34 protein-coding genes are annotated in these 22,205 nt (G+C 48.8%); 29 read left to right on the top strand and 5 right to left on the bottom strand.

Translation table 11 applies throughout. The annotated features are described in order from the left end of the window. Positions 1-45 precede the first annotated feature (45 nt). The 19 genes from GJV52_RS05445 (at position 46) to GJV52_RS05355 (ending at position 10,000) form a co-directional block, all read left to right on the top strand. Positions 46-417 carry a helix-turn-helix domain-containing protein gene (locus tag GJV52_RS05445; RefSeq protein WP_154212870.1) on the top strand — a complete coding sequence of 124 codons (372 nt, stop codon included), beginning with the start codon at positions 46-48 and terminating at the stop codon, positions 415-417. Next, a complete protein-coding gene (locus GJV52_RS05440) occupies positions 417-680 on the top strand; it encodes a phage protein Gp27 family protein (protein ID WP_100563474.1) in 264 nt (87 codons plus the stop codon). Before GJV52_RS05445 ends, GJV52_RS05440 begins: the two co-directional genes overlap by 1 nt. 83 nt (positions 681-763) lie before the next feature. Next, complete coding sequence (locus GJV52_RS05435) at positions 764-1,378, top strand: hypothetical protein (protein WP_100563472.1); 615 nt, start codon at positions 764-766, stop codon at positions 1,376-1,378. A 201-nt stretch (positions 1,379-1,579) separates the two neighbouring features. Further along, the gene (locus tag GJV52_RS05430) at positions 1,580-2,044 is read left to right on the top strand and encodes a hypothetical protein (protein WP_154212869.1); all 465 of its coding nucleotides are present in this window, start codon (positions 1,580-1,582) and stop codon (positions 2,042-2,044) included. Positions 2,045-2,277: 233 nt separating this feature from the next. After that, positions 2,278-2,496, top strand: a complete 219-nt coding sequence (locus GJV52_RS05425) for a hypothetical protein (protein ID WP_100563468.1) — start codon at positions 2,278-2,280, stop codon at positions 2,494-2,496. Then, positions 2,493-2,648: a hypothetical protein gene (locus tag GJV52_RS05420; protein ID WP_154212868.1), complete on the top strand. Its 156-nt coding sequence runs from the start codon at positions 2,493-2,495 to the stop codon at positions 2,646-2,648. The genes GJV52_RS05425 and GJV52_RS05420 overlap by 4 nt, the downstream gene beginning before the upstream one ends. A gap of 86 nt (positions 2,649-2,734) precedes the next feature. Next, positions 2,735-3,232: a glycoside hydrolase family 108 protein gene (locus tag GJV52_RS05415; RefSeq protein WP_100563466.1), complete on the top strand. Its 498-nt coding sequence runs from the start codon at positions 2,735-2,737 to the stop codon at positions 3,230-3,232. Between the two features lie 9 nt (positions 3,233-3,241). Beyond that, positions 3,242-3,424: a hypothetical protein gene (locus tag GJV52_RS05410; RefSeq protein ID WP_100563464.1), complete on the top strand. Its 183-nt coding sequence runs from the start codon at positions 3,242-3,244 to the stop codon at positions 3,422-3,424. After that, entirely contained in the window at positions 3,424-3,678 is a 255-nt protein-coding gene (locus GJV52_RS05405) for a hypothetical protein (RefSeq protein WP_095501649.1), read from the top strand. Before GJV52_RS05410 ends, GJV52_RS05405 begins: the two co-directional genes overlap by 1 nt. After that, on the top strand, positions 3,662-4,057 hold the full coding sequence (locus GJV52_RS05400; RefSeq protein ID WP_100563462.1) for a hypothetical protein: 396 nt from the start codon (positions 3,662-3,664) through the stop codon (positions 4,055-4,057). Before GJV52_RS05405 ends, GJV52_RS05400 begins: the two co-directional genes overlap by 17 nt. Before the next feature lie 19 nt (positions 4,058-4,076). Next, complete coding sequence (locus GJV52_RS05395; RefSeq protein WP_195690081.1) at positions 4,077-4,256, top strand: hypothetical protein; 180 nt, start codon at positions 4,077-4,079, stop codon at positions 4,254-4,256. Beyond that, a complete protein-coding gene (locus tag GJV52_RS05390) occupies positions 4,249-4,461 on the top strand; it encodes a TraR/DksA family transcriptional regulator (protein ID WP_100563460.1) in 213 nt (70 codons plus the stop codon). The genes GJV52_RS05395 and GJV52_RS05390 overlap by 8 nt, the downstream gene beginning before the upstream one ends. A 2-nt stretch (positions 4,462-4,463) precedes the next feature. After that, positions 4,464-4,784: a hypothetical protein gene (locus GJV52_RS05385; RefSeq protein ID WP_100563458.1), complete on the top strand. Its 321-nt coding sequence runs from the start codon at positions 4,464-4,466 to the stop codon at positions 4,782-4,784. Further along, positions 4,781-5,098: a hypothetical protein gene (locus GJV52_RS05380; protein WP_095501641.1), complete on the top strand. Its 318-nt coding sequence runs from the start codon at positions 4,781-4,783 to the stop codon at positions 5,096-5,098. The genes GJV52_RS05385 and GJV52_RS05380 overlap by 4 nt, the downstream gene beginning before the upstream one ends. Before the next feature lie 2 nt (positions 5,099-5,100). Further along, a complete protein-coding gene (locus GJV52_RS05375) occupies positions 5,101-5,646 on the top strand; it encodes a DUF3486 family protein (RefSeq protein WP_095501642.1) in 546 nt (181 codons plus the stop codon). Continuing rightward, the gene (locus GJV52_RS05370; protein WP_100563456.1) at positions 5,643-7,157 is read left to right on the top strand and encodes a terminase large subunit domain-containing protein; all 1,515 of its coding nucleotides are present in this window, start codon (positions 5,643-5,645) and stop codon (positions 7,155-7,157) included. Before GJV52_RS05375 ends, GJV52_RS05370 begins: the two co-directional genes overlap by 4 nt. A 22-nt stretch (positions 7,158-7,179) precedes the next feature. Continuing rightward, a complete protein-coding gene (locus GJV52_RS05365) occupies positions 7,180-8,652 on the top strand; it encodes a DUF935 domain-containing protein (protein WP_095501644.1) in 1,473 nt (490 codons plus the stop codon). After that, complete coding sequence (locus GJV52_RS05360; RefSeq protein ID WP_100563454.1) at positions 8,652-9,557, top strand: phage head morphogenesis protein; 906 nt, start codon at positions 8,652-8,654, stop codon at positions 9,555-9,557. The genes GJV52_RS05365 and GJV52_RS05360 overlap by 1 nt, the downstream gene beginning before the upstream one ends. A 2-nt stretch (positions 9,558-9,559) precedes the next feature. Then, complete coding sequence (locus GJV52_RS05355) at positions 9,560-10,000, top strand: phage virion morphogenesis protein (RefSeq protein ID WP_100563452.1); 441 nt, start codon at positions 9,560-9,562, stop codon at positions 9,998-10,000. Positions 10,001-10,398: 398 nt separating this feature from the next. On the opposite strand, the gene lpxC is transcribed toward GJV52_RS05355, so the two are convergent. Then, positions 10,399-11,316 carry a UDP-3-O-acyl-N-acetylglucosamine deacetylase gene (gene lpxC / locus GJV52_RS05350; protein ID WP_100563450.1) on the bottom strand — a complete coding sequence of 306 codons (918 nt, stop codon included), beginning with the start codon at positions 11,314-11,316 and terminating at the stop codon, positions 10,399-10,401. 512 nt (positions 11,317-11,828) lie between these two features. Between lpxC and gap the strand changes: the two genes are divergently transcribed. The 4 genes from gap (at position 11,829) to GJV52_RS13520 (ending at position 14,050) form a co-directional block, all read left to right on the top strand. After that, positions 11,829-12,833: a type I glyceraldehyde-3-phosphate dehydrogenase gene (gene gap, locus GJV52_RS05345; RefSeq protein ID WP_100563448.1), complete on the top strand. Its 1,005-nt coding sequence runs from the start codon at positions 11,829-11,831 to the stop codon at positions 12,831-12,833. A gap of 96 nt (positions 12,834-12,929) precedes the next feature. After that, positions 12,930-13,286, top strand: a complete 357-nt coding sequence (locus GJV52_RS05340) for a helix-turn-helix domain-containing protein (RefSeq protein ID WP_095503833.1) — start codon at positions 12,930-12,932, stop codon at positions 13,284-13,286. Continuing rightward, a complete protein-coding gene (locus GJV52_RS05335) occupies positions 13,190-13,816 on the top strand; it encodes an IS3 family transposase (protein ID WP_154212867.1) in 627 nt (208 codons plus the stop codon). Before GJV52_RS05340 ends, GJV52_RS05335 begins: the two co-directional genes overlap by 97 nt. A 48-nt stretch (positions 13,817-13,864) precedes the next feature. Then, positions 13,865-14,050 (top strand): IS3 family transposase, encoded by a 186-nt coding sequence (locus tag GJV52_RS13520; RefSeq protein WP_154212866.1) that lies wholly within the window; start codon positions 13,865-13,867, stop codon positions 14,048-14,050. Here the strand turns inward: GJV52_RS13520 and GJV52_RS05325 are convergent. From GJV52_RS05325 to tsaA, 3 genes are all read right to left on the bottom strand, one after another. Continuing rightward, positions 14,032-14,783 (bottom strand): IS5-like element IS1301 family transposase gene (locus tag GJV52_RS05325; RefSeq protein WP_096121706.1). Its coding sequence is split into 2 segments (ribosomal slippage): positions 14,032-14,564 and positions 14,564-14,783, totalling 753 coding nucleotides; the frame shifts between segments, so codons are not numbered across the junction. The two genes, GJV52_RS13520 and GJV52_RS05325, sit on opposite strands and share 19 nt — an antisense overlap. A gap of 154 nt (positions 14,784-14,937) precedes the next feature. Beyond that, positions 14,938-15,201: a hypothetical protein gene (locus GJV52_RS05320; protein WP_157798116.1), complete on the bottom strand. Its 264-nt coding sequence runs from the start codon at positions 15,199-15,201 to the stop codon at positions 14,938-14,940. Between the two features lie 4 nt (positions 15,202-15,205). Beyond that, positions 15,206-15,886 (bottom strand): tRNA (N6-threonylcarbamoyladenosine(37)-N6)-methyltransferase TrmO, encoded by a 681-nt coding sequence (tsaA, locus tag GJV52_RS05315; RefSeq protein ID WP_095503620.1) that lies wholly within the window; start codon positions 15,884-15,886, stop codon positions 15,206-15,208. 209 nt (positions 15,887-16,095) lie between these two features. Between tsaA and waaC the strand changes: the two genes are divergently transcribed. From waaC to GJV52_RS05285, 6 genes are all read left to right on the top strand, one after another. Beyond that, positions 16,096-17,076: a lipopolysaccharide heptosyltransferase I gene (waaC, locus tag GJV52_RS05310; RefSeq protein WP_100563716.1), complete on the top strand. Its 981-nt coding sequence runs from the start codon at positions 16,096-16,098 to the stop codon at positions 17,074-17,076. A gap of 84 nt (positions 17,077-17,160) precedes the next feature. Next, positions 17,161-17,910: an electron transfer flavoprotein subunit beta/FixA family protein gene (locus tag GJV52_RS05305; RefSeq protein WP_100563714.1), complete on the top strand. Its 750-nt coding sequence runs from the start codon at positions 17,161-17,163 to the stop codon at positions 17,908-17,910. A gap of 12 nt (positions 17,911-17,922) precedes the next feature. Further along, on the top strand, positions 17,923-18,858 hold the full coding sequence (locus GJV52_RS05300; protein ID WP_095503623.1) for an electron transfer flavoprotein subunit alpha/FixB family protein: 936 nt from the start codon (positions 17,923-17,925) through the stop codon (positions 18,856-18,858). A 71-nt stretch (positions 18,859-18,929) separates the two neighbouring features. Then, positions 18,930-19,538, top strand: coding sequence for an IMPACT family protein (locus tag GJV52_RS05295; protein ID WP_100563727.1), 609 nt, complete (start codon positions 18,930-18,932; stop codon positions 19,536-19,538). A gap of 175 nt (positions 19,539-19,713) precedes the next feature. After that, complete coding sequence (gene purD, locus GJV52_RS05290) at positions 19,714-20,985, top strand: phosphoribosylamine--glycine ligase (protein WP_095503624.1); 1,272 nt, start codon at positions 19,714-19,716, stop codon at positions 20,983-20,985. 71 nt (positions 20,986-21,056) lie between these two features. Beyond that, positions 21,057-21,629 carry an L-threonylcarbamoyladenylate synthase gene (locus GJV52_RS05285; RefSeq protein WP_095503625.1) on the top strand — a complete coding sequence of 191 codons (573 nt, stop codon included), beginning with the start codon at positions 21,057-21,059 and terminating at the stop codon, positions 21,627-21,629. Between the two features lie 89 nt (positions 21,630-21,718). Here GJV52_RS05285 and GJV52_RS05280 read toward each other — a convergent pair whose 3' ends face one another. After that, on the bottom strand, positions 21,719-22,156 hold the full coding sequence (locus GJV52_RS05280) for a surface-adhesin E family protein (protein ID WP_100563712.1): 438 nt from the start codon (positions 22,154-22,156) through the stop codon (positions 21,719-21,721). Positions 22,157-22,205 lie beyond the last annotated feature (49 nt).

Below are 22,205 nucleotides of genomic sequence, written 5' to 3'. Positions count from 1 at the left end.
TGGAAATTATAGGAAATTACTTTCACAATTTGCAAGGATTATTTTATGAAAGAAGTCTCTCTTTTTGCCAACCGATTGAAAGAAGAAAGAAAAAAGTTGGGATTGACACAGGCTCAAGCTGCTGAAAAATGTGGTATTTCAATGCGGATGTGGGGAGATTACGAACGTGGAAAGTACTTTCCTAGAAATGAGAATCTGATTGGAATAGAAAAAATTGGCATAGACATTCAATACGTCATGCACGGCAGGCGCGACGAAACGGCCGCCATGCCGTCTGAAAAACTGAGCAAAGAAGAACAGGAGCTGCTGGATTTGTTCCGCCAAGCCAGCGATTTAGGCCGAGCTGTCATCGTGAGTGCCGCTCGCGGAGCAGAGAAAAAAGCCGAAACTGCGGCTGATAAAGTGAGTAACGGGTAATGGGAAAGCGCAGCGCGATAGAAATGCTGCCCGATGATGTCCGCAGGCAGCTTGAGCATGAAATTAGGAAAAGCCGTTTCAGCAGATACAAGCAGCACAGCAAATGGCTGGAACAGCAAGGTTATGAAATCAGCCGATCTGCCGTCCACCGCTACGGCCAACGGCTTCAAAAACTGGCTGCCACTCCGGAAGAGCGGGATTTGCTGGATATTTTCAGAAAATTGGAAACAGCCGACCGCCACGCTTTTTTTAAAGCAGGTTAAACTTTTAAACACCACCCCGATATTCAGGTCATCGGCCAAGTGGTTCAAATCTCAAAAGACCTGACATAACAAAGGAAGACAAGATGAAAACACTCACTTTATTAATCGCCGCTGCTTTTGCTTTGTCTGCGTGTGGCGGCCAAGCTGAAGCAACTGCCGAGCAAGCAACAACACAGGCTACGTCGGCTCAATCAGCCGCGCCGGTGGCTACCTTAAATCTTGATTGGGATACCTTCCGCCAAAGGGTGGATGAAGATTTTGAATCAGCCGGTTTCGGTTTTGCCAAAATCCCTACCAGCATGAAACCCGAAGGCAATGCCAATGCCGCCCGATTGACAGTCATGCTGCCAATCAATGACAACTTAGTCGGCAATATCGCCTCCGACCCGGCCACCGGCAAATTGACCAGCATTACCGCCACCGTAGGTGCAAACGAGGATGCCGCCGAAAACCTGAAAAACTTCAGCGCGGCTGCCTTAATGCTGAGTGCGGCCGATGGCGATGACGGCAACAAAACCATCGGCGGCAAAATCATCAAAATGGCTGGGGATGCCGTCAACGAATTTGCCAAGCAAGCCGAAAAAGACAGCACCGCCAGCATGAATAAAAACTTTGTCGAAAATGGCGTGAAATATGGCATTCTCGTCAGCGGCAACATGCCGGTGATGATGTTTGCAGAGCCTGAAGAAAACAAATAACCAATAAAGGCCGTCTGAAATTCAGACGGCCTAATATGCAAAACTAAAATAAATAAAATGGAGTAATCGAAAAGTGAATGAAGAGCTTTTTTCTGTAAGCGAGTGGAAATTCAGCATTTCTTACGATGCGGATGACAATCAACTTTCAGAGCATCGGATAACAAAGAGCATGCAGAGCTTCATTTGTCGGACGGGGAGATTTTGGAACTACCAAAAGACGAGGCTCTTTTAGTTGCTTCTCCTCAGGTTAGGGCGCATATCAAAAACATTGTTTCATCTCCCTTGTATCATCGGGATAATCCTGTTTTTAAAATTAAAAACGAAGATGAAGAAATTGCATTGCAATTCAGCGAAGTGGATATTCAAGCAATCAAACAGGTAAAAACCAAATCCCTTCCGCCAAAAGTTGATAAAATTACCGTCACAGCAGCATTCAGCCAAGTCAACTTTGATAGCGATAAAGGGTGGAAAGTCCAATTGGATGAAGATACCATTGTAAGCGCACCATTATGCGATGAGACATTTTTACAGGCTATTTCCAAGAGAACGCAAAGTTTTAAAAAAGAAGATGCTTTTAAAATGGTTTTGGAAGTTACCACTTATACAAATGACTTGGGGCAGGAAAGCAAAAAATATAAGATTTTGCAAGTTTTGCCTACTAGTTAAACAGGAAAACCCATGTCGGCAGTAATAGAGTTTCTTTCCCAGAATATGGGAGTCATCGGGCTGATTTTAATCAGCCCGGCTCTATATCGTCTTGTATTTGGCTTTACTTTATAGACAATAAGAAGGATATTGTCATCAAGCATTTCCATAATGGCAAATTAATAAGTGAAACTACCATCAAGGCAGATGTTAACGAACCTCTATTCATAAAGCAGCAAAGAGAGGAATAGCATATGTCGGAAAAGAAAACCAATATCCTGCAAAATCCTTTTATCCTTTCTGCTGGTATCTCTGGAATATTAAGTGCAATAGCGAGTATTGGCTCTTTTGATGCTGATACAATGAAAATAGTTAATGTAGTTATTCCACCGTTAAGTCTTGGCCTAAGCTACGTGATGGCATGGATTACCGCTAAATTTTATTACAGGAACAACAAGTACTTTCAAAGTTGAAAGCAAGAGAAAAGCGTATTAGAAAAGAACTTAAAAAAGGTGGAATATCACAAACAATGCAGGAAAAACTAGAAAAAGAACTGGATGATATTGTTTGGGAAAAAAGCCAAATTGGGAAAGAAAATACTTTAATTGGAGAGGTGGAAAGCTGAGGCTTTTTTAGCAGAGTTTAAAAGTCCATTTCTTTAATACTACCTAAAATCCCTGTAACCAATTTCGTGTTACAGGGATTTTTTTCATGTCCGACAAATTCAACCAATTCATCGAACGCGTCCTATCCCATGAGGGCGGCTACGTCAACCATCCGAAAGACCCCGGCGGCGAGACCAACTGGGGGGTCACCAAGCGCACCGCTCAGGCCAACGGCTACACCGGTTCCATGCGTGCCATGACCCGCGCTCAGGCCATTGAGATTTACCGCAAGGCGTTTTGGCAACGCTATCACGCCGACAAAATGCCCGATGCCATTGCCTTCCAATTTTTCGATGCCTGTATCAATCATGGCTACGGCAATGCAGCGCGTATGCTGCAGCGTGCCGCAGGTGTGCCGGACGACGGCGTGATTGGCGCGGTGTCATTGGCCGCCATCAACCAGCTGCCGGAAAACGATTTGCTGCTGCGCTTTAATGCCGAGCGTTTGGTGTTTTATACCAAGCTGGGTACGTTTAACAGCTTCGGCAAAGGTTGGGTACGCCGCGTGGCGCAAAACTTAATCCATGCCGCAGGCGACAATTAAGGACAAATCATGAAGAAAACCTTGATGGCCTTAACGATGTCCATGATGGCCGATACCTTTCCCGCCGATCTCAAAATCAAACGTGCCTCGGTTGGCCAAATCCGCCAACACCCAAGTTTGCGTTATGGCAAATCGGGCGTGGCCGCAGCCAAACGTGCCGCGCGTAAAAAGAAAGGCCGTCTGAAAAAATGATGAAGTTTCTGAAATGGCTGAGCGGCTTGGTCACCAATCCGGCCACCGGCCACATCTCCCACACCAAGTTGTGGGCAAACGTGGCCGGTGCGGTGATGACCGTTAAATTCGCCCAAACAATGGATGCACCCGAGTGGCTGTGGTGGGCTTATGGTGCGATGGTCGGCGGCTACGCCTTAATTAAACGCGGTATTGCGGCGGTTCCGCAGGTAGCCGCAATCAATAAAGGGAAAGACGATGTGGAAAACGCTTAGCCCTGTGTGGCAGACCTTGATTTCAACTTTGCTGCTGGTAGCGGCGGTATTGGCTCTGTATTTCTGCGGCTATCAGGCCGCGGCAAAACAGGCGGAAACCGGCAAAGCCGAAATCATCGCCACCTATCAGGCTTCGGCCTTGGCCGCCGAACAGCTTTATACCGAAAAGCTCAAAGCCGCTGCCGATGAAAAGCAGAAGTGGATCGATTTCGCCCAAGCGCAAAGCCGCGATTTGGCAGCAGCCTATCAGCAAATCGACCGCCAAGCAGCGCAACTGGAGAAGCAGATTGATGAAACCGTACAAAAAGACGGCAGCCGTTTTAACGGCATTGGTGCTGACAGCGTGCAACTCTACAACCGCGCCATCGGCCACGATTAAAACCGTTACCGTGGCGGAAATTCCGCCTGTCTCTTCCGAACTGCTGCTCATTCATGAACGCCCCGAGCGTCTGAGTGGCGGCTCACCCGAACAACTCTTAAATCATGCCGTGGTCTATGGCGCGTATTGCCAAAAATTGGAAGCGCAGGTTTTCGGTTGGCAGGCATGGTATGAAAAAGGCCGTCTGAAACATGACTGATATTTGCGACAAAGCGTCTGAACTCGAAGCCTTGTATTTGGAAGAGGCACTCTATAAGCAGCAAGACAAAACCACGGCCACCGTCAGCAATTATTACTGCGACGACTGCGGCGAGCCGATTCCCGAAGCCCGTCGCCATGCCGTAATCGGCTGCACACGCTGCGTGGTTTGCCAAGAATATTTTGAGAAAGGTTTCCCCGGCTAGTTATGGAAAAAACATTTATCAAAATCGAATTTTGGCAGCTCGTCGGCTTTTTATTGAGCTTTCTCGGCGTGTGCTGGGGCTTCGGCAAAATGTTGCTGGCGCAATTTCAGGCGCAGCAGGACGAACGCCAAAAACAGCAGGAACGCCTGCAAGGCAAAGTCGAACTCATGGAAAAGCAGCTCGGCGAATTTAGTGCCAGTCTGCCGATGACCTATGTTTTGCGGGAAGACTACATCCGCAATCAGGTGGTATTGGAGGCCAAGCTCGACAACGTGGTCGACAAGCTCACCGAAATCTACAAAATGGAGCGTCAGCAAAAATGATCAGTCAAGAATTGATGGCCAAGCAACGCCGTGAAGGTATGCGCTGGAACATTCTCAACACCTTAAACAAAGCCCGTCCGCACACCACCAGCGAAGTGTTTTTATTGGACATCATGAATGCGATTTACCCGCAAACCACCGCGCTGGAATTGCGCCAGCAGCTCGACTATCTGGCCGACCGCAAGCTGGTGGAGCTCAACAAAACGCCACACGGCCTGTGGTTTGCCGATTTGACCAGCTTGGGCGTGGACATTGCCGAATACACGGTCGATTGCCGTGCCGGTATTGCCCGCCCTGAAAAAGTGTGGAGCTAGACATGGCGCAACGCAGCACGATTGAAAAACTACCCGAAGCCGTCCGCCACGAGTTTGAACGCAAACTCGTTGAAAACGGCTTTTCGGATTATCAGGCCATAGCCGAATGGCTGCAGGCGCAGGGCTACGAAATCAGCCGCTCGGCGGCGCACCGCTACGGCCAAAAAGTACAACGCCGCTTTGCCGCCATCAAATCCAGCACCGAAGCCGCACGCCTGATTGCCGAAGGTGCGTCCGATGAAGGCGACACCCGCAGCGAAGCCTTGATGGCCATGCTGCAAACCGAACTGTTCGATGCGTTGGTGCAAATCGGCGAAATGGACAACGAAGAGCTAAACGCGCTCGACCGTTTCGGCGTGATGGCCGAAGGTGCGAAGAAAATCAGCGGCTTGATTTCCGCCAGCACCCGCCTGAAAGAGTATCAGGCCAAGGTTAAGGCCAAAGTGCAGGCAGCAGCGGAAGACGTGGCCAAACAGGCCAAGAAAGGCGGCCTGTCTGAAGAATCGGTAGAGGCCATCCGCAAACATATTTTGGGGATTGCATCATGAGGCCGTCTGAAAGCAAAACACAAACCCAATCCGAAGACCGCACACCTGCGGTCTTGCTGCCGTATCAGCAGGCATGGTGCGCCGACCAGTCGCCCGTCAAGCTGTGCGAGAAATCGCGCCGTATCGGTTTGAGCTGGGGCGAAGCGGCAGATACCGCATTGCTGGCAGCGTCGGCCAAAGGCATGGACGCATGGTATATCGGCTATAACAAAGACATGGCTTTAGAGTTTATCCGCGACTGCGCGGGCTGGGCGAAGCACTACCAGCTGGCGGCAGGCGAGATTGAAGAAACCGAGGAAGTGTTTGTCGAAGGCGACGACCGCCAGTCGGTTTTGGCATTTGTTATCCGCTTTGCCTCGGGCTACCGCATTACCGCCTTATCCAGCCGTCCGTCCAACCTTCGCGGTAAACAAGGCCGTGTGATTATTGATGAGGCCGCCTTCCACGAGCAGCTTGGGGAGTTGCTTAAAGCGGCGATGGCCTTGCTGATGTGGGGCGGACAGGTACACATCATCTCCACCCACGATGGTGTGGATAATCCGTTCAATGAGCTGATTGAAGATGTCCGCGCCGGTAAAAAACCATACTCCGTCCACCGCATCCCGTTTGATGAAGCCGTTGAGCAAGGCTTGTATCAACGCATTTGCCTGCGTTTAGGCAAAGAATGGTCTGCCGACGGCGAAGCCGCGTGGTGTAAAGAAATTCGCGATTTTTACGGCGAAGATGCGTCCGAAGAGTTGGACTGCATCCCGAAAAACGGCGGCGGCAAATGGCTGAACCGTGCGCTGATTGAAAGCCGCATGACCCCATACGCGCCGGTTATCCGTTACGACCAAACCGACGATTTCGGCCTGTTACCCGAACCGCGCCGCGCCCGTGAAGTGGCCGACTGGATTGCCGATGAGCTGCAACCCTTGTTGGATGGCTTGGACAAAACCCGCGTTTCCTTTGTCGGCGAAGACTTTGCCCGAAGCGGTGACCGAACCGTGATCGTGCCGCTCTTGCAAAGCAAAGACCTGATTTTAAAACCGCCGTTTATCTTAGAGTTAGGCAATATGCCGTTTGCCCAGCAAGAGCAAATCATGAAGCACCTGCTGCACGGCTTGCCGAATTTACGCGGCGCGGCCTTGGACGCACGCGGCAACGGCCAATCGCTGGCCGAAGCCATGCGCGATGCCTTCGGTGCCGAAGTCGTGGAAGCTGTGATGCTGTCTGAAAACTGGTACCGCAGCCACACCGCGCCGTTCAAAGCCGCACTAGAAGACGGCACGCTCGACGGCTTGCCGCGCGATGAAGACATCTTGGCCGACCTGCGTGCGTTCGAATTGGTCAAAGGTGTGCCGCGCATTCCCGACACGCGAACCAAAGGGCAAGACGGCAGAAAACGCCACGGCGACGCGGCGATTGCCTTGGTGTTGGCGCATTACGCGAGTCGAGAGCTGAATGCCGGGCCAGTACGCGTGGCCAGCCGAAAAATCAAACGCCGCAGCCGAATCACGCAAGGCTTTTAAGGCCGTCTGAAAAGAGAATCACATGAAAAAATCGCATCTCAAACTCAAATTGAATGGTCAAAACATCACTTTCAAGCCCGAAGATTTGACCGGCCATATCGCTGTCTCCCGTCAGTTTTTAAACGGTTTCGGCGGCTGGCTGCCCAATCCCGACCCGATTTTGCGCAAGATGGGCAAGCAAATCTCGGTTTACCGCGAATTGTTGCGCGATGAGCTGGTCGGCAGCTTCGTGCGCCGACGAAAAGCCGCCGTTGCCCGCTTGGATTGGAAATTAAGTGGCGATGAAGTCGATGAGCGTGTATTGGATTTTGTCGAAAATTGGCTGGTTGCTGATGTTGATGTGTATAAATTTTGCAAAGACATCATGAATGCCGCTTTTTTCGGTTATCAACCGATTGAAATTATCTGGCAGAAAGGCAGTCAATGGCTGCCGTCTGAAATTGTGGCCAAGCCGCAAGAGTGGTTTGCTTTCAATGATGAGCGCGAATTGATTTTCACCGAAAACGGCTTGAGCCAAGAGCCGCTGCCGCCTTATAAATTCCTTTGCCCACGTCATGAAGACGACTATCTTAATCCCTACGGTTTGGGTGATTTGGGCTTGGTGTTTTGGCTGGTCACTTTCAAGCGCGGCGGCCTGAAATTCTGGGTGAGTTTCACCGAAAAATACGGCGCGCCATGGTTGATTGGTAAAGAGCCGCGCTCCAACACCCACAGCGACACCGAAAAGCTGCTTGACGCGTTGGAAGCCTTAATCAGCAATTCCGTCGGCACGATTCCGAACGATTCCAGCGTCGAAATCCACGAAGCCAGCGGCAAATCATCATCAGTAGATGCTTTCGAGAAACTGCTGAAAGAGTGCAAATCCGGCATCAACATCGCCTTGCTTGGCCAAGACCAAACCACCGACAAAGAAACCAACCATGCCAGTGCCAGCGCAGGCTTGGAAATCGCCGACGACATCCGCGACAGCGACCGCCGTATTGTCGAAGCGGCGTTTAACGAGCTGATTGAATGGGTGGTATCGCTGAATTTCGGCGATGTGGTTTGCCCAAAATTCGAGCTGTTTGAGAATGAAGAAGCAGGCACGAAAGAGCGTGCCGAGCGCGACAATATGTTGTCCGGCGCAGGGGTGAAATTCACTTCCCAATACTGGAAGCGCACCTATGGATTGGAAGACGGCGATATTGTTGAAGAAGATGCCATTACCCCGACCGCTGCTGACTTTGCCGAAGGTTGGGACGGCGCAGAAACCGATGCGGGCTTGATTTTAGACACGCTCGCGCCCAATGCAGGCCGTCTGAACCAACAAGGCCGCGACTTGACTGCCTTATTGGTGCAGGATTTGCAGCGCGGCGAAACCGAAGACAATATTCTCGACCGCTTGGCCGAGCAGTTCCCGAATATGGATGACACCGCCTTGCAAAACGAGCTGGCGCGTGTGATTTTCCTGTCCGGTTTGGTCGGCCGCATTGAAGCGGCGCAGGAGATGAGCTGATGAATCCGGAAGACATCAAGGCAATTTTCGGCCTAGAGCCGGAAGCAGCGGTCGAATACTTGAAGCAAAAAGGCGTGGCTGTGTCGTGGGACTGGCAGGATATGCTCGACGATGCCCACGCCACCGCGTTCACCGTGGCCAAAACCGCAGGCATGGACGTGGCCAATGATATTTATCGCGCCGTTGTCAACGCCGCCGAGACCGGCCAAACGCTGGAACAGTTCCAAAAAACACTCACACCGGTATTGCAAAGCAAAGGCTGGTGGGGGCGCACCCAAGCAACCAATCCGGATACCGGCGAAGCCCAAACCGTTCAGCTCGGCAGCCCGCATCGACTGAAAACCATCTACCTGACCAACATGCAGTCGGCCTACATGGCCGGACGCTATGCGGAGATGATGGACTCGGTCGATACGCATCCGTATTGGCAATATGTCGCCATCAACGACAGCCGCACCCGCGACAGTCACCGCCGCATGCACGGTCGCGTCTATGCCGCCACCGACCCGGTTTGGAATACCATGTATCCGCCACTCGATTTCCGCTGCCGCTGCCGCGTGCGCCCCTTGTCCCGCGCAGCAGGCGAAAGCCGCGCCTTGCCCAGCCCGACCCTCGAAACCCAAACAGTCGACATCGGCAGCAACGAATACACAGGCGAAGCCCGCTACGCCCAACGCACCGGCTTGCGTATCGACGGCAAATTTGTCGCACCGAGCGCAGGTTTCAATGCCAACCAAGGTCAAACCATGCTCTCACGCATGGCTTCGGTTGCCGTTCAAAAAGCCCACGCCGTCCACCCCGACATCGCCCGAATCGCGCTGAAAATCATGATGGGCAATGCCAAATTCAAAGCAGCTTTGTCTGCCGCCGATTTAGCATGGGTGCAAAAAATCCTGAAAGGCTGACCATGATTGAAATCAACCTAGACTCAAAATCAGTAGACCGCAGCTTGAGCCAGCTGTTAACCAATCTAGGCCACTCACGTAAAATGATGAGAGCCGTGGCCACCGAAATGACCTCACTCACGGAAGAAAACTTCGAGAATGAGAGTTTCGGCGGCGATAAATGGCCACAAAGCAAACGCGCAGCGCAAGGCGGCAAAACCCTGCAACTGACCGGCCAACTTGCCGCCAGTATTTCCACCCAAGTCGGCAACGACTTCACTCGTATCGGCAGCAACAAACCCTATGCCGCCATCCACCATCTCGGCGGCCAAGCCGGACGCGGCAGAAAAGTCACCATCCCAGCCAGACCATACCTCCCCATCAACGGCAGCGGCCAACTCCAAAACGGAGCCGATAAAAGAATCATCGATATCGCGCTCGAATCACTCAAAGCAGGTCTCTAAAAAAGCAAGGGGCTTAGGAAGCAAAAACGGGCAAAATCTGCCCGTTTATTTTCATTACACCCTGTGCAACACTATTTCACAAATCCAATCCCACCAAAACCCATTTCAGCCCGCCTCATCCCATTTATCTCACAGAGTCTATATATTTATCTCAATGGGTTTCAGCTGGGTTTGCTGGAGGCACTATATTTGGCACCCTGTTTGCGGCGGCTATTTTATTTGTGTATGCGTGGGCGTATTTTGCACTGCTGCGCTATGTGGCAGATAATTTGCTGTTGTGGTTAATCATTCTGTTTTTGGGTGCGTTGGCGCCTATCTTTGTTTCCTTTATGGGTGTGGCTTAAACAAAATGCCGTCTGAAATGTTCAGACGGCATTTTTGTGGATAAGTGTTCAGCGTTAAGCCGCGCTCGGCAATTCGTGAAACGCGCTTGGTAAATCGTCCTCGTGGCTGAATTCTACCCACTCATAATTGCTTTCATCGGCCAAAATCGCACGCAGTAAGGCGTTGTTGATGGCGTGGCCGGATTTGTAGCCTTCGAATGCGCCGATAATCGGGTGGCCGACGATGTATAAATCGCCGATGGCATCGAGAATTTTGTGGCGCACGAATTCATCGGGGTAGCGCAAACCTTCCGGATTCAAGATATCCACATCATCAATCACGATGGCGTTGGTCAGGTTGCCGCCCAAGCCGAGGTTGTGGGCGCGCATGAGCTCAACTTCCTGCATAAAGCCGAAAGTGCGGGCGCGGGCAATTTCGTCCACATATGATTTGCCGGCAAAATCGATTTCAAAAGTCGGCGCGCTGCGGTTGAACACGGGATGGTCGAATTCGATGGTCAAGGTCACTTTAAAGCCCTCGTAAGGGGTGAAGCGCACCCATTTGCCGGTTTCTTTGACTTCTACGGGCTTCAAAATTCGCAGGAAACGTTTTTGCGCTTTTTGATCAACAATGCCGGCATCCTGCAATAGATAGATAAACGGCAGGCTGGAGCCGTCCATAATCGGGATTTCCGGCGCGTTGAGCTCGATTAAGGCGTTATCCACACCGTAGGCGGATAAGGCAGACATAATGTGTTCGATGGTACCGACGCGCACGCCGTTTTCGGTCACCACGGTGGACGACAAGCGAGTATCGTTGATTAAGTAAGGCGTGAGTTTGATGATTTCGCCCTGCTCGCCGCTCAAATCGGTGCGGCGAAAGGAAATGCCGCTGTTTTCCGGTGCGGGATGCAAGGTCAGCGCAACGCGTTCGCCCGAATGCAGGCCGACGCCGGTGACGCTGATGGATTTGGCAAGCGTTCTTTGTAACATAATGGCTCTCCAATAATGAATAATTTGATAATACGATAAAAATGAATCAATCAGCCATCATTTTTAATAGTATTTACTTATGATTTCATTAAAACGCAATAGGCCGTCTGAAAAATAGTGGGTAATCGGTGGAGAAAGATGCACTTATCCACAGATTAAAAAAGAAGCAGATAGTTTATCCCATTTTGTGATGCAGTTTCAGCGAAGGTTAAACCCAGCATAATAGATAATCTATCATTTTGTTTTTACATTGATTTATTTACTTATCCACACTACAATCAAACTATCATCAAAATCATCTTTTTATTTTAATAAATTTTGAATTATAGTGGTGTATCCTCTTTTATGTTTTGTTTTACCAACAAGGTTTCTTTCAGACGGCCTTATTTGACTGTTTATTTATTTAAATCAAACATTTTTGAAGTAGTGAAATGTAATCGTAGGTAGTAGTTTTATTTCACGATACAATCAAGCCATCGAAAATTTTCCCCTTTTTATGTAGGAGTACACACATGAGCATTAAAGTTGCGATTAATGGTTTCGGCCGCATTGGCCGCTTGGCGTTACGTCAAATTGTGAAAGCCGAAGGTATTGAAGTTGTCGCGGTGAACGACTTGACCCCTGCCGATATGTTGTTGCACCTGTTCAAATACGACAGCACCCAAGGCCGTTTCCAAGGTACTGCCGAATTGAAAGACGATGCAATCGTGGTTAACGGCAAAGAAATTAAAGTATTTGCCAACCCGAATCCTGAAGAATTACCTTGGGGTGAATTGGGGGTAGATGTGGTATTGGAATGTACCGGTTTCTTCACCAGCAATGAAAAATGCCAAGCACACATCCGTGCCGGCGCACGTAAAGTGGTGATTTCTGCACCGGGCGGCAACGATGTGAAAACCGTGGTATTCGGTGTGAACGAATCTGTATTGGACGGCAGCGAAACCGTGATTTCTGCCGCTTCGTGCACCACCAACTGCTTGGCGCCGATGGCTGCCGTGTTGCAAAAAGAATTTGGTGTGGTAGAAGGTTTGATGACCACCATCCACGCGTACACCGGCGACCAAAATACTTTGGATGCACCGCACCGCAAAGGCGACAAACGCCGCGCCCGCGCCGCTGCCATCAACATCGTGCCAAACAGCACCGGCGCAGCCAAAGCCATCGGCTTGGTAATTCCGGAATTGAACGGTAAATTGGACGGTTCTGCCCAGCGCGTACCGGTAGCCACCGGCTCGCTGACTGAATTGGTCATCGTATTGGAACGCCAAGTGACCAAAGAAGAAGTCAACGCTGCCATGAAAGCTGCTGCAAGCGAGTCTTACGGTTACACTGAAGACGAAATCGTGTCTTCTGATGTGGTGGGCATTGAATTCGGCTCATTGTTTGACGCAACCCAAACCCGCGTGATGACCGTTGGCGACAAACAATTGGTGAAAACCGTGGCTTGGTACGACAATGAAATGTCTTATACCTGCCAATTGGTGCGCACTTTGGCATACTTTGCCGATAAGATCTGATTGATTTAAATTTATAAAAAGGCTGTCTGAAAACAAGTGAACTGCACCCCAAAAGTTGGACACTTTCCCCCAACTTTAAAAAGGTGCAGTTTTCTTATGTCCAAATATACACTAGACTTCAAATACCGAGCCGTACTCCATTACCATCAAGTGCACAGCCAACAGCGCACCGCAGACCATTTCAACGTCTCACGCACACATCTGCGCCGTTGGATTGCCGCCTACCGCCAAGGCGGTATAACCGCACTTCAACACCCACAGGCTACGCTTATGAAGACTATGCAGACCAAACGCAAGAATCCCTTTATCGTCGACAAACCCGACCATGAAAAAACTCAGGCAGAGCTGATTGAAGAATTACGCTACATGAGGGCGGAGAACGACTACCTAAAGCACATGAAAGCCCTCAACGAAAAGAACGCCGCCAACGCTGCGAAACCGTTCAAACGCTGAGGGCGAAGCACCCGCTGAAATACCTGTTGCACAGTGCCGGCATACCCAAAAGCAGTTTCTACTACCACATCGGCAGACCTGATCCCGATATAGAAGCCAAAGCAGCGGTGAGTGAAGTCTATCACCAACACAAAGGCCGCTACGGCCAACGGCGGATTGGTGCCGTATTGTCGTGGAATAAAAAGAAAGTGCAACGTATTATGAGACTATTGGGGCTAAAAGCCAAAGTGCGCAACAAAAAAGCCTATCGTCCACAGGTCATAGGCGAGACCTCGAAAAACATCCTTAAGCGTGCATTCACTGCCGATAAAGCAGGAGCTAAATGGTTGACCGATGTGACCGAGTTTAAATGCACCGACGGCAAACTGTACTTATCGCCGATATTGGATGTATTTAACCGTGAGATAGTGGCTTATGAGCTCAGTAGAAAGCCGGACAGCAAGATGGTCATGCAGATGCTGGATAAGGCATTCGGCCGTCTGAAAGGGCAGACCCCGCTGCTGCATTCCGACCAAGGTGTGCTTTACTGAACTCAGGCTTATCGGGAAAAGCTGGCCGAGAAGGGCATTGTGCAAAGCATGTCGCGCAAAGGGAATGGCTGGGATAACGCACCGATGGAGAGTTTCTTCGGGACATTAAAAGTGGAAAGCTTCTATCAGGAAGGTGTGTTATCGGTGGCAGAATTGACCAAAGTGATAGATGATTATATACATTACTATAATCATGAACGTATTAGGGCGTGTCCTCAATTTAACTTAGCATGAATAATAGAGCAAGCCAAGTAAAGCATCGATTTAAAATTACGAGCTAATTTCTCATAGCGAGTAGCAATACTACGAAACTGCTTTAATCGTGCAAATGCATTCTCGACTAAGTGGCGTAATTTATAAAGGTAGCTATCAAAATCAGGGTTAGGTTTCTTGGCATTTTTACGCTTTGGTATAATAGCTTTCATACCGTGTTCTATCGCTTTATCTCTGATTTCTTGCGAGTCATACCCTTTGTCAGCGATAAAATACTGGGCTTCTTGTATGACTTCTATCAAGTCGTTTGCAACTTGACTGTCGTGCACGTTACCCCCAGTGACTTTAAAATCGAGCGGATTTCCATGCGAGTCCACACATAGGTGTATTTTTGTCGTGTTTCCGCCACGGCTTTGTCCAATTGCTCTATCGAAACCACGCCGAGCTCCACTTGCATGTTGATGACACCGTACATAACTTCCGTCGATGAATACCCATTCTTTGTCAATTTCTTTTCGTAGATCAAAAAAAAATTCTGCCACAAGCCTTTTTTAGACCATCGGTTAAAGCGGTTATAAGCGGTTTTCCATGACCCTAGCTCAATAGGTATGTCTCGCCATGGTGCACCTGTTCTTAGCTTCCATAGTATGGCTTCCATCACGGTACGGTCGTTCTTCCATTGATGACAGCCGTGCGCTTTCATGGTTGTTTGTAATTGTTCCCATATGTTGTCAGTTATTGCGGTTCTCGCCATTGTTTGTGTTTGCCTATATTTCGTTGGAATATAGGGTTAAAATAGGGCTCTTTTGGGCTTATTCAAATTAGGGACACGCCCTAGTTTGAATTTAAAAAAGCTGAGTCCTGTGGCTTACAGAACCCAGCTTGAACAGGCTGTTTGAGAAAGATTATTAACTTGTCCAAGAATTGGGGGACAGTTCATAGTTTTCAGACGGCCTGAGACTTTTATAAAACCGCATAAACCACCAATAAAAACCAAAACCGCCGTCATTCCCGCGCAGGCGGGAATCCATTTTAGCATTTAAGAAACCTTTTCTATTCAATAGGTTGTCGTACTCAAGAATGGATTCCCGCCTGCGCGGGAATGACGGCGGTTTTGTGCCTTCCGGCATTTGAAGGAGTTTTGCAAAGGCCTCGGCTTTTTTGTTTATCACATAGTTATGCTTGATATAAGGCCACATCAATAATGGTGGCGGTTTGCGCTTGAATTTGAAATTTCACTTCGTAATCTAAAATGTTCATCACATACACGCGCTCGGGAATGTTTTGATAGGCCGGGCGCGGGTCTTGGGCAATACTTTGTGCAATCACATCACGCTCTTTAGTGGATAAAGTGGTTTGCAACGGTTCGTTTTGCCACACGACAGCCAACTCTTGCGGTTTGCCGGTGACAAAGCCGCTGGCCGCATCAGGTTTGGCTTCGACAAACGGAATATAGGGTTTGATGTCGATGACCGGTGTGCCGTCGAGCAAATCCGCGCCGCTGCAATAGAGTTTCACGGTTTTGTCGGTTTCAATGCGTTCGAGTTTGAGTAGCGACAAACCGAGATGATTGGGGCGGTGTGGGCTGCGTGTGGCAAATACGCCCATTTTCTGTTTGCCGCCCAAACGTGGCGGCCGTACCAACGGCGACCAACCTTCTCCTAACACGCCATGAAAAATAAAGCTGATCCAGATATAGCCGAAATCCTCCAAACCGCGCACGCTGTCGGCATTGAATTCAGGGTTTAACTCAATGCATACTTCCGCTGCCGGCACCAAGCCTGGCTGACGCGCCACGCCGAATTTTTGTTTGTAGGGAGAATGCACGCGGGCAATGGTTTCAATGGTGTAAGACATGGTCGGCAAGGAGAGAAAAACCGTATCATATCACAGCAATAAGCCCCAAATCGGGCATGGATTTGATATAATACTCGGGTTTATTTTGCCGCTAAACTGCATGTTAAATAGTGTTTCACATGTTTTAATATGGCAGCGATTTAGCTAAATAATAAATATTTATTTAAAATCAAATAGTTATAATTGTTTCACGTGAAACATCACCGCTTATGAAAATTCTGCTTGTCCGTTTGTCCAGTATGGGCGATTTGATTCACACCTTGCCTGCTGTACAAGATTTGGCGCAACAACGTCCGGATGTGGAATTGCATTGGTTGAGTGAAGCCGGTTTCGCCGATATTGCCCGATTGCACCCGTTTGTTAAAAAAGTGCATACCATGAAGTGGCGACAATGGCGTAAAAACCTGACCCAAGCAGAAACATGGCATGAAATAGGCCGTCTGAAAACGGCTTTGCAACAAGAACAATTTGATTTTGTGCTGGACAGCCAAGGGCTGATGAAAAGTGCTTTATTTGCCAAAATGGCGAAAGCGCCGATTTATGGTTTGGATCAGCACAGTGCGCGTGAAAGCTGGGCGGCGCACTTTTATCAGCAGAAGTTTGCGGTGGAAAAAGGCAGAAATGCGGTTTGGTGCAATCGCGCATTGTTTGCGCAAGTATTCGGCTATACCATGCCGGCGCAGCAATCTTTTGGGTTAGAAGTGCCTGAAGCAGGCCGTCTGAACAATTTAGAAACGCCTTATTATGTGGTGCTGCATGCCACCAGCCGTGACAGCAAATTGTGGCCGTCTGAAAACTGGGTAGCCTTATTGCAAAAATTACACGCCGAGCAAAATGCCAAAGTGTATCTGCCTTGGGGTAATGCCACCGAAAAAACACGCGCCGAACACATCGCTGCTGATCTGCCGTTTGCCATTGTGTGCGACAAAATGAATTTATTGCAGGCAGCGGATTTATTGGATAAGGCTGTTGGCGTGATAGGCGTGGATACCGGTTTATTGCACTTGTCCAATGCATTGGATAAGCCGGTGGTTGGTATTTATACCGATACCGATCCGTTGAAAACCGGTGTGCAAGTGTCGCTGTGGGCACAGAATTTGGGTAATGTGGCGCAAATCCCGGCGGTGGAAGAAGTTTACAATGCATTGATGGAATGCGTGGCTGCTAAAAATAATCATCAGGCCGTCTGAAACGTAATACTATCAAATCACTAAGCTGATGATTGAATCGGCTGAATCGAAATTATTTTTGAAATTCCTGTTTAGGAGTATGGAATGAAAGCATTGGTCGCAGTAAAACGCGTGGTCGATTACAACGTGAAAGTCCGTGTGAAGGCGGATGGTTCGGATGTGGATATCGGCAACGTGAAAATGTCGATGAACCCGTTTGATGAAATTGCCGTAGAAGAAGCCGTGCGCTTGAAAGAAGCCGGTAAGGTCAACGAGATTGTGGCTGTGTCTATCGGTGAAAAAAAAAGCGAAGACACATTACGCACGGCCTTGGCAATGGGCGCAGACCGAGCCATTCACATCGAAGCCGATACCAAACTCGAGCCTTTGGCTGTGGCCAAATTGCTGAAAGCCGTTGCCGATAAAGAAAACCCGAAAATTGTGTTGCTGGGTAAACAGGCGATTGACGACGATGCCAATCAAACCGCGCAAATGCTGGCTGCTTTGTTGAATGCGCCGCAAGCAACATTCGCTTCTAAAGTGGAATTAAATGACAACGAAGTCATTGTGACCCGCGAAATTGATGGCGGTGAAGAAGTGATTGCATTGAACCTGCCTGCAGTGATCAGCGCCGATTTACGTTTGAATGAGCCGCGCTTTGTGAAATTACCTAATATTATGGCGGCCAAGAAAAAGCCGCTGGAAAAAGTCGCTTTGGCCGATTTGGGTGTGGAGACTGCCGCGCGCGTGAATGTGGTGAAAGTATTAGAGCCTAAAGCACGTCAAGCCGGTGTCAAAGTTGCCAGTGTGGCCGAATTGGTCGAAAAATTGAAAAACGAAGCTAAAGTGATTTAAGGGAGCGGAACGATGAGCGTATTAGTGATTGCTGAACACAACAACCAGCATTTGAATCCCGCTACCCTGCACGCGGTTAAAGCAGCTGAAAAATTAGGCGAAGTTCACGTATTGGTGGCGGGTAACGGTGTTGCCGCAGTGGCCGAAGAAGCCAAGCAAGTAGCCGGTGTGGCTAAGGTATTGGTTGCCGAAGCCGCACATTATGCCGAAGGCTTGGCTGAAGAATTAACGCCATTGGTGGTGAAATTGGCTGCTGATTACCGCTATGTTGCTGCTACCGCCACCGCATTCGGTAAAAACCTGTTGCCACGTGTGGCTGCGGTTTTGGATGTGCCGCAAATTTCGGATTTGACGGAGATTGTGGATAACCAAACGTTTGTGCGCCCGATTTATGCCGGTAATGCTTTTGAAATGGTACAAACGCCGTCTGAAAAATTGGTGTTGACTTTCCGTGCTACGGCTTTTGAAGCTGCTGCTACTACCGGTGGTAATGCAGAAGTGGTGAAAGTTGCTGCGCTTGAAGCGCAAAACATCAGCCGCTTTGTGAAGCGCGACTTGGCACAATCCGATCGTCCTGATCTGACTCAAGCCAATGTGGTGGTGACCGGCGGTCGTGCATTGGGCAGCGCGGAAAACTTCAAACAAATTTTGACCCCATTGGCAGATGTATTGGGTGCAGCGATTGGTGCATCACGCTCTGCAGTTGAGGCCGAATATGCGCCGAATGATTTGCAAGTAGGCCAAACCGGTAAAGTGGTTGCGCCTCAGCTGTATATTGCGATTGGCGTATCCGGTGCGATTCAACACGTTGCCGGTATGCAAGACAGTAAAGTGATTGTGGCGATTAATAAAGATGCCGATGCGCCGATTTTTAATGTGGCGGATTATGGTATTGTCGGTGATTTGTTTGAAATCGTGCCGCAATTAACCGAAGCATTGAAAAACTAAAGCGTTTCACGTGAAACATTTTCAGACGGCCTGATAAAAAGGCCGTCTGAAATTTTTCCAGAGCGATCATGATTATCACCACTTATTCCACCATTGCCACACCTGTACAGGCTGAAATCAAAGACAAAGGCAGTCGGTTTATTGCCTATGCCTATCCGATACACAGCGTGGCGCAGGTTAAGCAATATGTCGACGCTTTGCGTGAAGAGCATCACAAAGCGCGGCATTGGTGTTACGCTTACCGCTTAGGTGTAGATGGTTTGCAGTTTCGTGCCAATGATGATGGCGAACCATCCGGCAGCGCAGGACGGCCGATTCTCGGTCAAATTGATTCAGCAGGCTTGACTGATGTTTTAGTGGTGGTGGTGCGCTATTTTGGCGGCACATTATTGGGCGTACCAGGCTTGATTCAGGCTTATAAAAATTCAACCGCCGAAGCCTTAGCCATTGCCGAAATCATTGAAAAAAACATCGAAAAAACGGTTTGGATTCGTTGCGAGTATCCAGTGTTGAATGATGCAATTCGGATTGCCAAGCAGCATCAGGGCGATATCGTCGAACAAGATTTGCAATTAGATTGTAAATTAACCGTTCGCCTGCCGTTGGCGAGTTACGAAGCCTGCGTGGCTGCATGGCAGCACACACGACAAATTGAAGTTAATTTAGAAGAAGCATTTTAACCCGCCGTCTGAAGATTTCAGACGGCCTATTTTATTTCAGACGGCCTATTTTGTTGAAATTTTACGTTTTAATTAAGTTTAAAACCATAGTGATTTAACGCTGTTTAAGTATGTGAATATAGGCTATAATTTCGCTTTAATCTGATTCAGAAATCAATGTTTTAAAGGAGAAAGCATGAAATTGCTGGTTATTGGCAGTGGTGGTCGCGAGCATGCATTGGCATGGAAGTTGGCGCAATCCGAGCGCGTAGAAACCGTATTTGTGGCACCCGGTAATGCAGGCACGGCGATTGAGCCGAAGCTGCAAAATATCGCTTTAACCGCGCATGCTGATCTGATTGATTTCTGTAATAAAGAAAACATTGCATTTACCGTGGTAGGCCCTGAAGCGCCATTGGCCGCAGGTGTAGTGAATGATTTTCGTGCCCAAGGCCTGAAAATTTTCGGCCCTACCCAATATTCGGCGCAATTGGAAAGCTCCAAAGACTTTGCCAAAGCATTCATGGCCAAATACGGCATTCCGACCGCACAATACCAAACCTTTGAAAACGCAGAAGCCGCGCATGATTACATTAATCAAAAAGGCGCGCCGATTGTGATTAAAGCTGATGGTTTGGCTGCCGGTAAAGGTGTAATTGTTGCCCTCACCTTAGACGAAGCGCATGCTGCCATTGATGATATGCTGCTCGGCAACAAAATGGGTAATGCCGGCGCGCGCGTGGTGATTGAAGATTTTCTGCAAGGCGAGGAAGCCAGCTTTATCGTGATGGTGGATGGTGAAAACGTCTTACCAATGGCCACCAGCCAAGACCACAAACGCTTGCTGGATAACGACCAAGGCCCGAATACCGGCGGGATGGGCGCATATAGTCCGGCACCGGTGGTCACTCAAGCCGTGTACGAACGCGCTATGAATGAAATTATTTTGCCGACTGTAAAAGGCATGCAGTCTGAAGGCCATCCGTTTAGCGGCTTTTTATACGCCGGTTTGATGATTGATGAAAACGGTGTACCTTATACCATTGAATTTAACTGCCGTTTTGGTGATCCGGAAACACAACCAATTATGAGCCGCTTGGATACTGATTTGGTTGGTTTGGTTGAAGCAGCGATTGATGGCAAATTAAATGAAGTCAGCGCCGAATGGAATCCACAAACTGCTGTCGGTGTGGTTTTGGCAGCAGAAAACTATCCGGAAACGCCGAAAAAAGGTGATGTGATTTCTGGTTTGGACGAAGCCAACCAAATCGGCAAAGTGTTCCATGCCGGTACATCGGTGAATGAACAAAACCAAGTCGTGACCAATGGCGGCCGTGTATTATGCGTGGTCGGTTTGGGTGACGATGTGGCGGCAGCCAAAGCCAAGGCTTACGCAGCTTTGGAAAAAGTCAGCTTCGACGGCATGCAATACCGCAAAGACATTGCGGATAAGGCAATTAACCGCTAATCTGTATTTTATTTTATAAAGGTCTCAGGCTGTCTGATTATTCAGACGGCCTGTATTCTTTAGAAAAGATCATGAAACCGTTCTCCCGAATCTTATCTGCCAGCCAACAAAGAAAACTCAACGCCCATTTGAAATCAGGCGGTGTGGTGGCGTATCCGACCGAATCTTGTTACGGTTTGGGCTGTTTACCACAGCATGCGCAAGGATTAAAACGGGTGATTCATCTGAAAAAAAGGCCGCAGCATAAAGGCATGATTGTGATTGGCAGCGATTTAGACCAATTGCAACTCTTGATTAAAAGGCCATCTGAACACATGCAAGCCTTATTGCAGCAAACTTGGCCGGCAGCGAAAACGTTTTTACTGCCGTCTGAAAAAAGCGTGTTGCCATTATTGCGCGGTAAAGGCAGGGAAAAATTGGCTGTGCGCGTGCCCGATCATGCCGGTGCACGTCGATTGTGCCATGCGTTGAATACAGCTTTGGTTTCCACATCGTGTAACCGTGCCGGAAAACGCGCCTGTAAAACCGAGCGTGAAGTTAGAAGACAATTTGGTCGCAAAGTGTGGATTATCGGCGGTTTAATCGGTCGTCAGAAAACACCCAGCCAAATTATTGATGGTGAAACGGGCAAACGTTTGCGCTGATACAGTTTAAAAATCAGCTAATTATGAAAAGGCCGTCTGAAAACATAATATTTTCAGACGGCCTTTTAATTTGTGGATAATTTTGTGGATTAAAGTTTTTTACCGCACACTAGTTCATATTGTTTTTCAGTAATCGAGCCGCTCATCACGCTCATCGGGCGTAAATTGGTGGCGGTGTAGCGTTGGTTGGTGACTGTTTGGCCACGGTCATTTAGCAATTGCAAAGCTGTCAGGCGGTAGGTTTTATTGCCACAATGCATTTCCCAATCGGCCAATGCGGTTTTATATGCTGGTGTGTTGACGAATTTTTCTTCGCTGAGTTTGGAAATCACTTTACGGTCGCGAAATGTCACCAGTTGGCCGTTTTTCTTGATGCTGCTTTTATCCACCGCGACTTTAATATTGCCATTGGACGTGGTGCCGATGTTTTGCCAATTACCACTGCTTGAGCCACCCGATGATGCACAAGCAGCCAAAATCAATGCCAAAGAAGCGGTCATACCCAAGCGATACCATTGCATATTCATGTTTATCCTCGTGTTTAAATCAATCATTGCTATTATGCGTGAAGAATCA

This window comes from Neisseria brasiliensis, from assembly GCF_009671065.1.
Lineage (GTDB): Bacteria > Pseudomonadota > Gammaproteobacteria > Burkholderiales > Neisseriaceae > Neisseria > Neisseria brasiliensis.
Note: the sequence above shows the minus strand (reverse complement) of the source record. Positions and strands in the feature narration are given on the sequence as shown.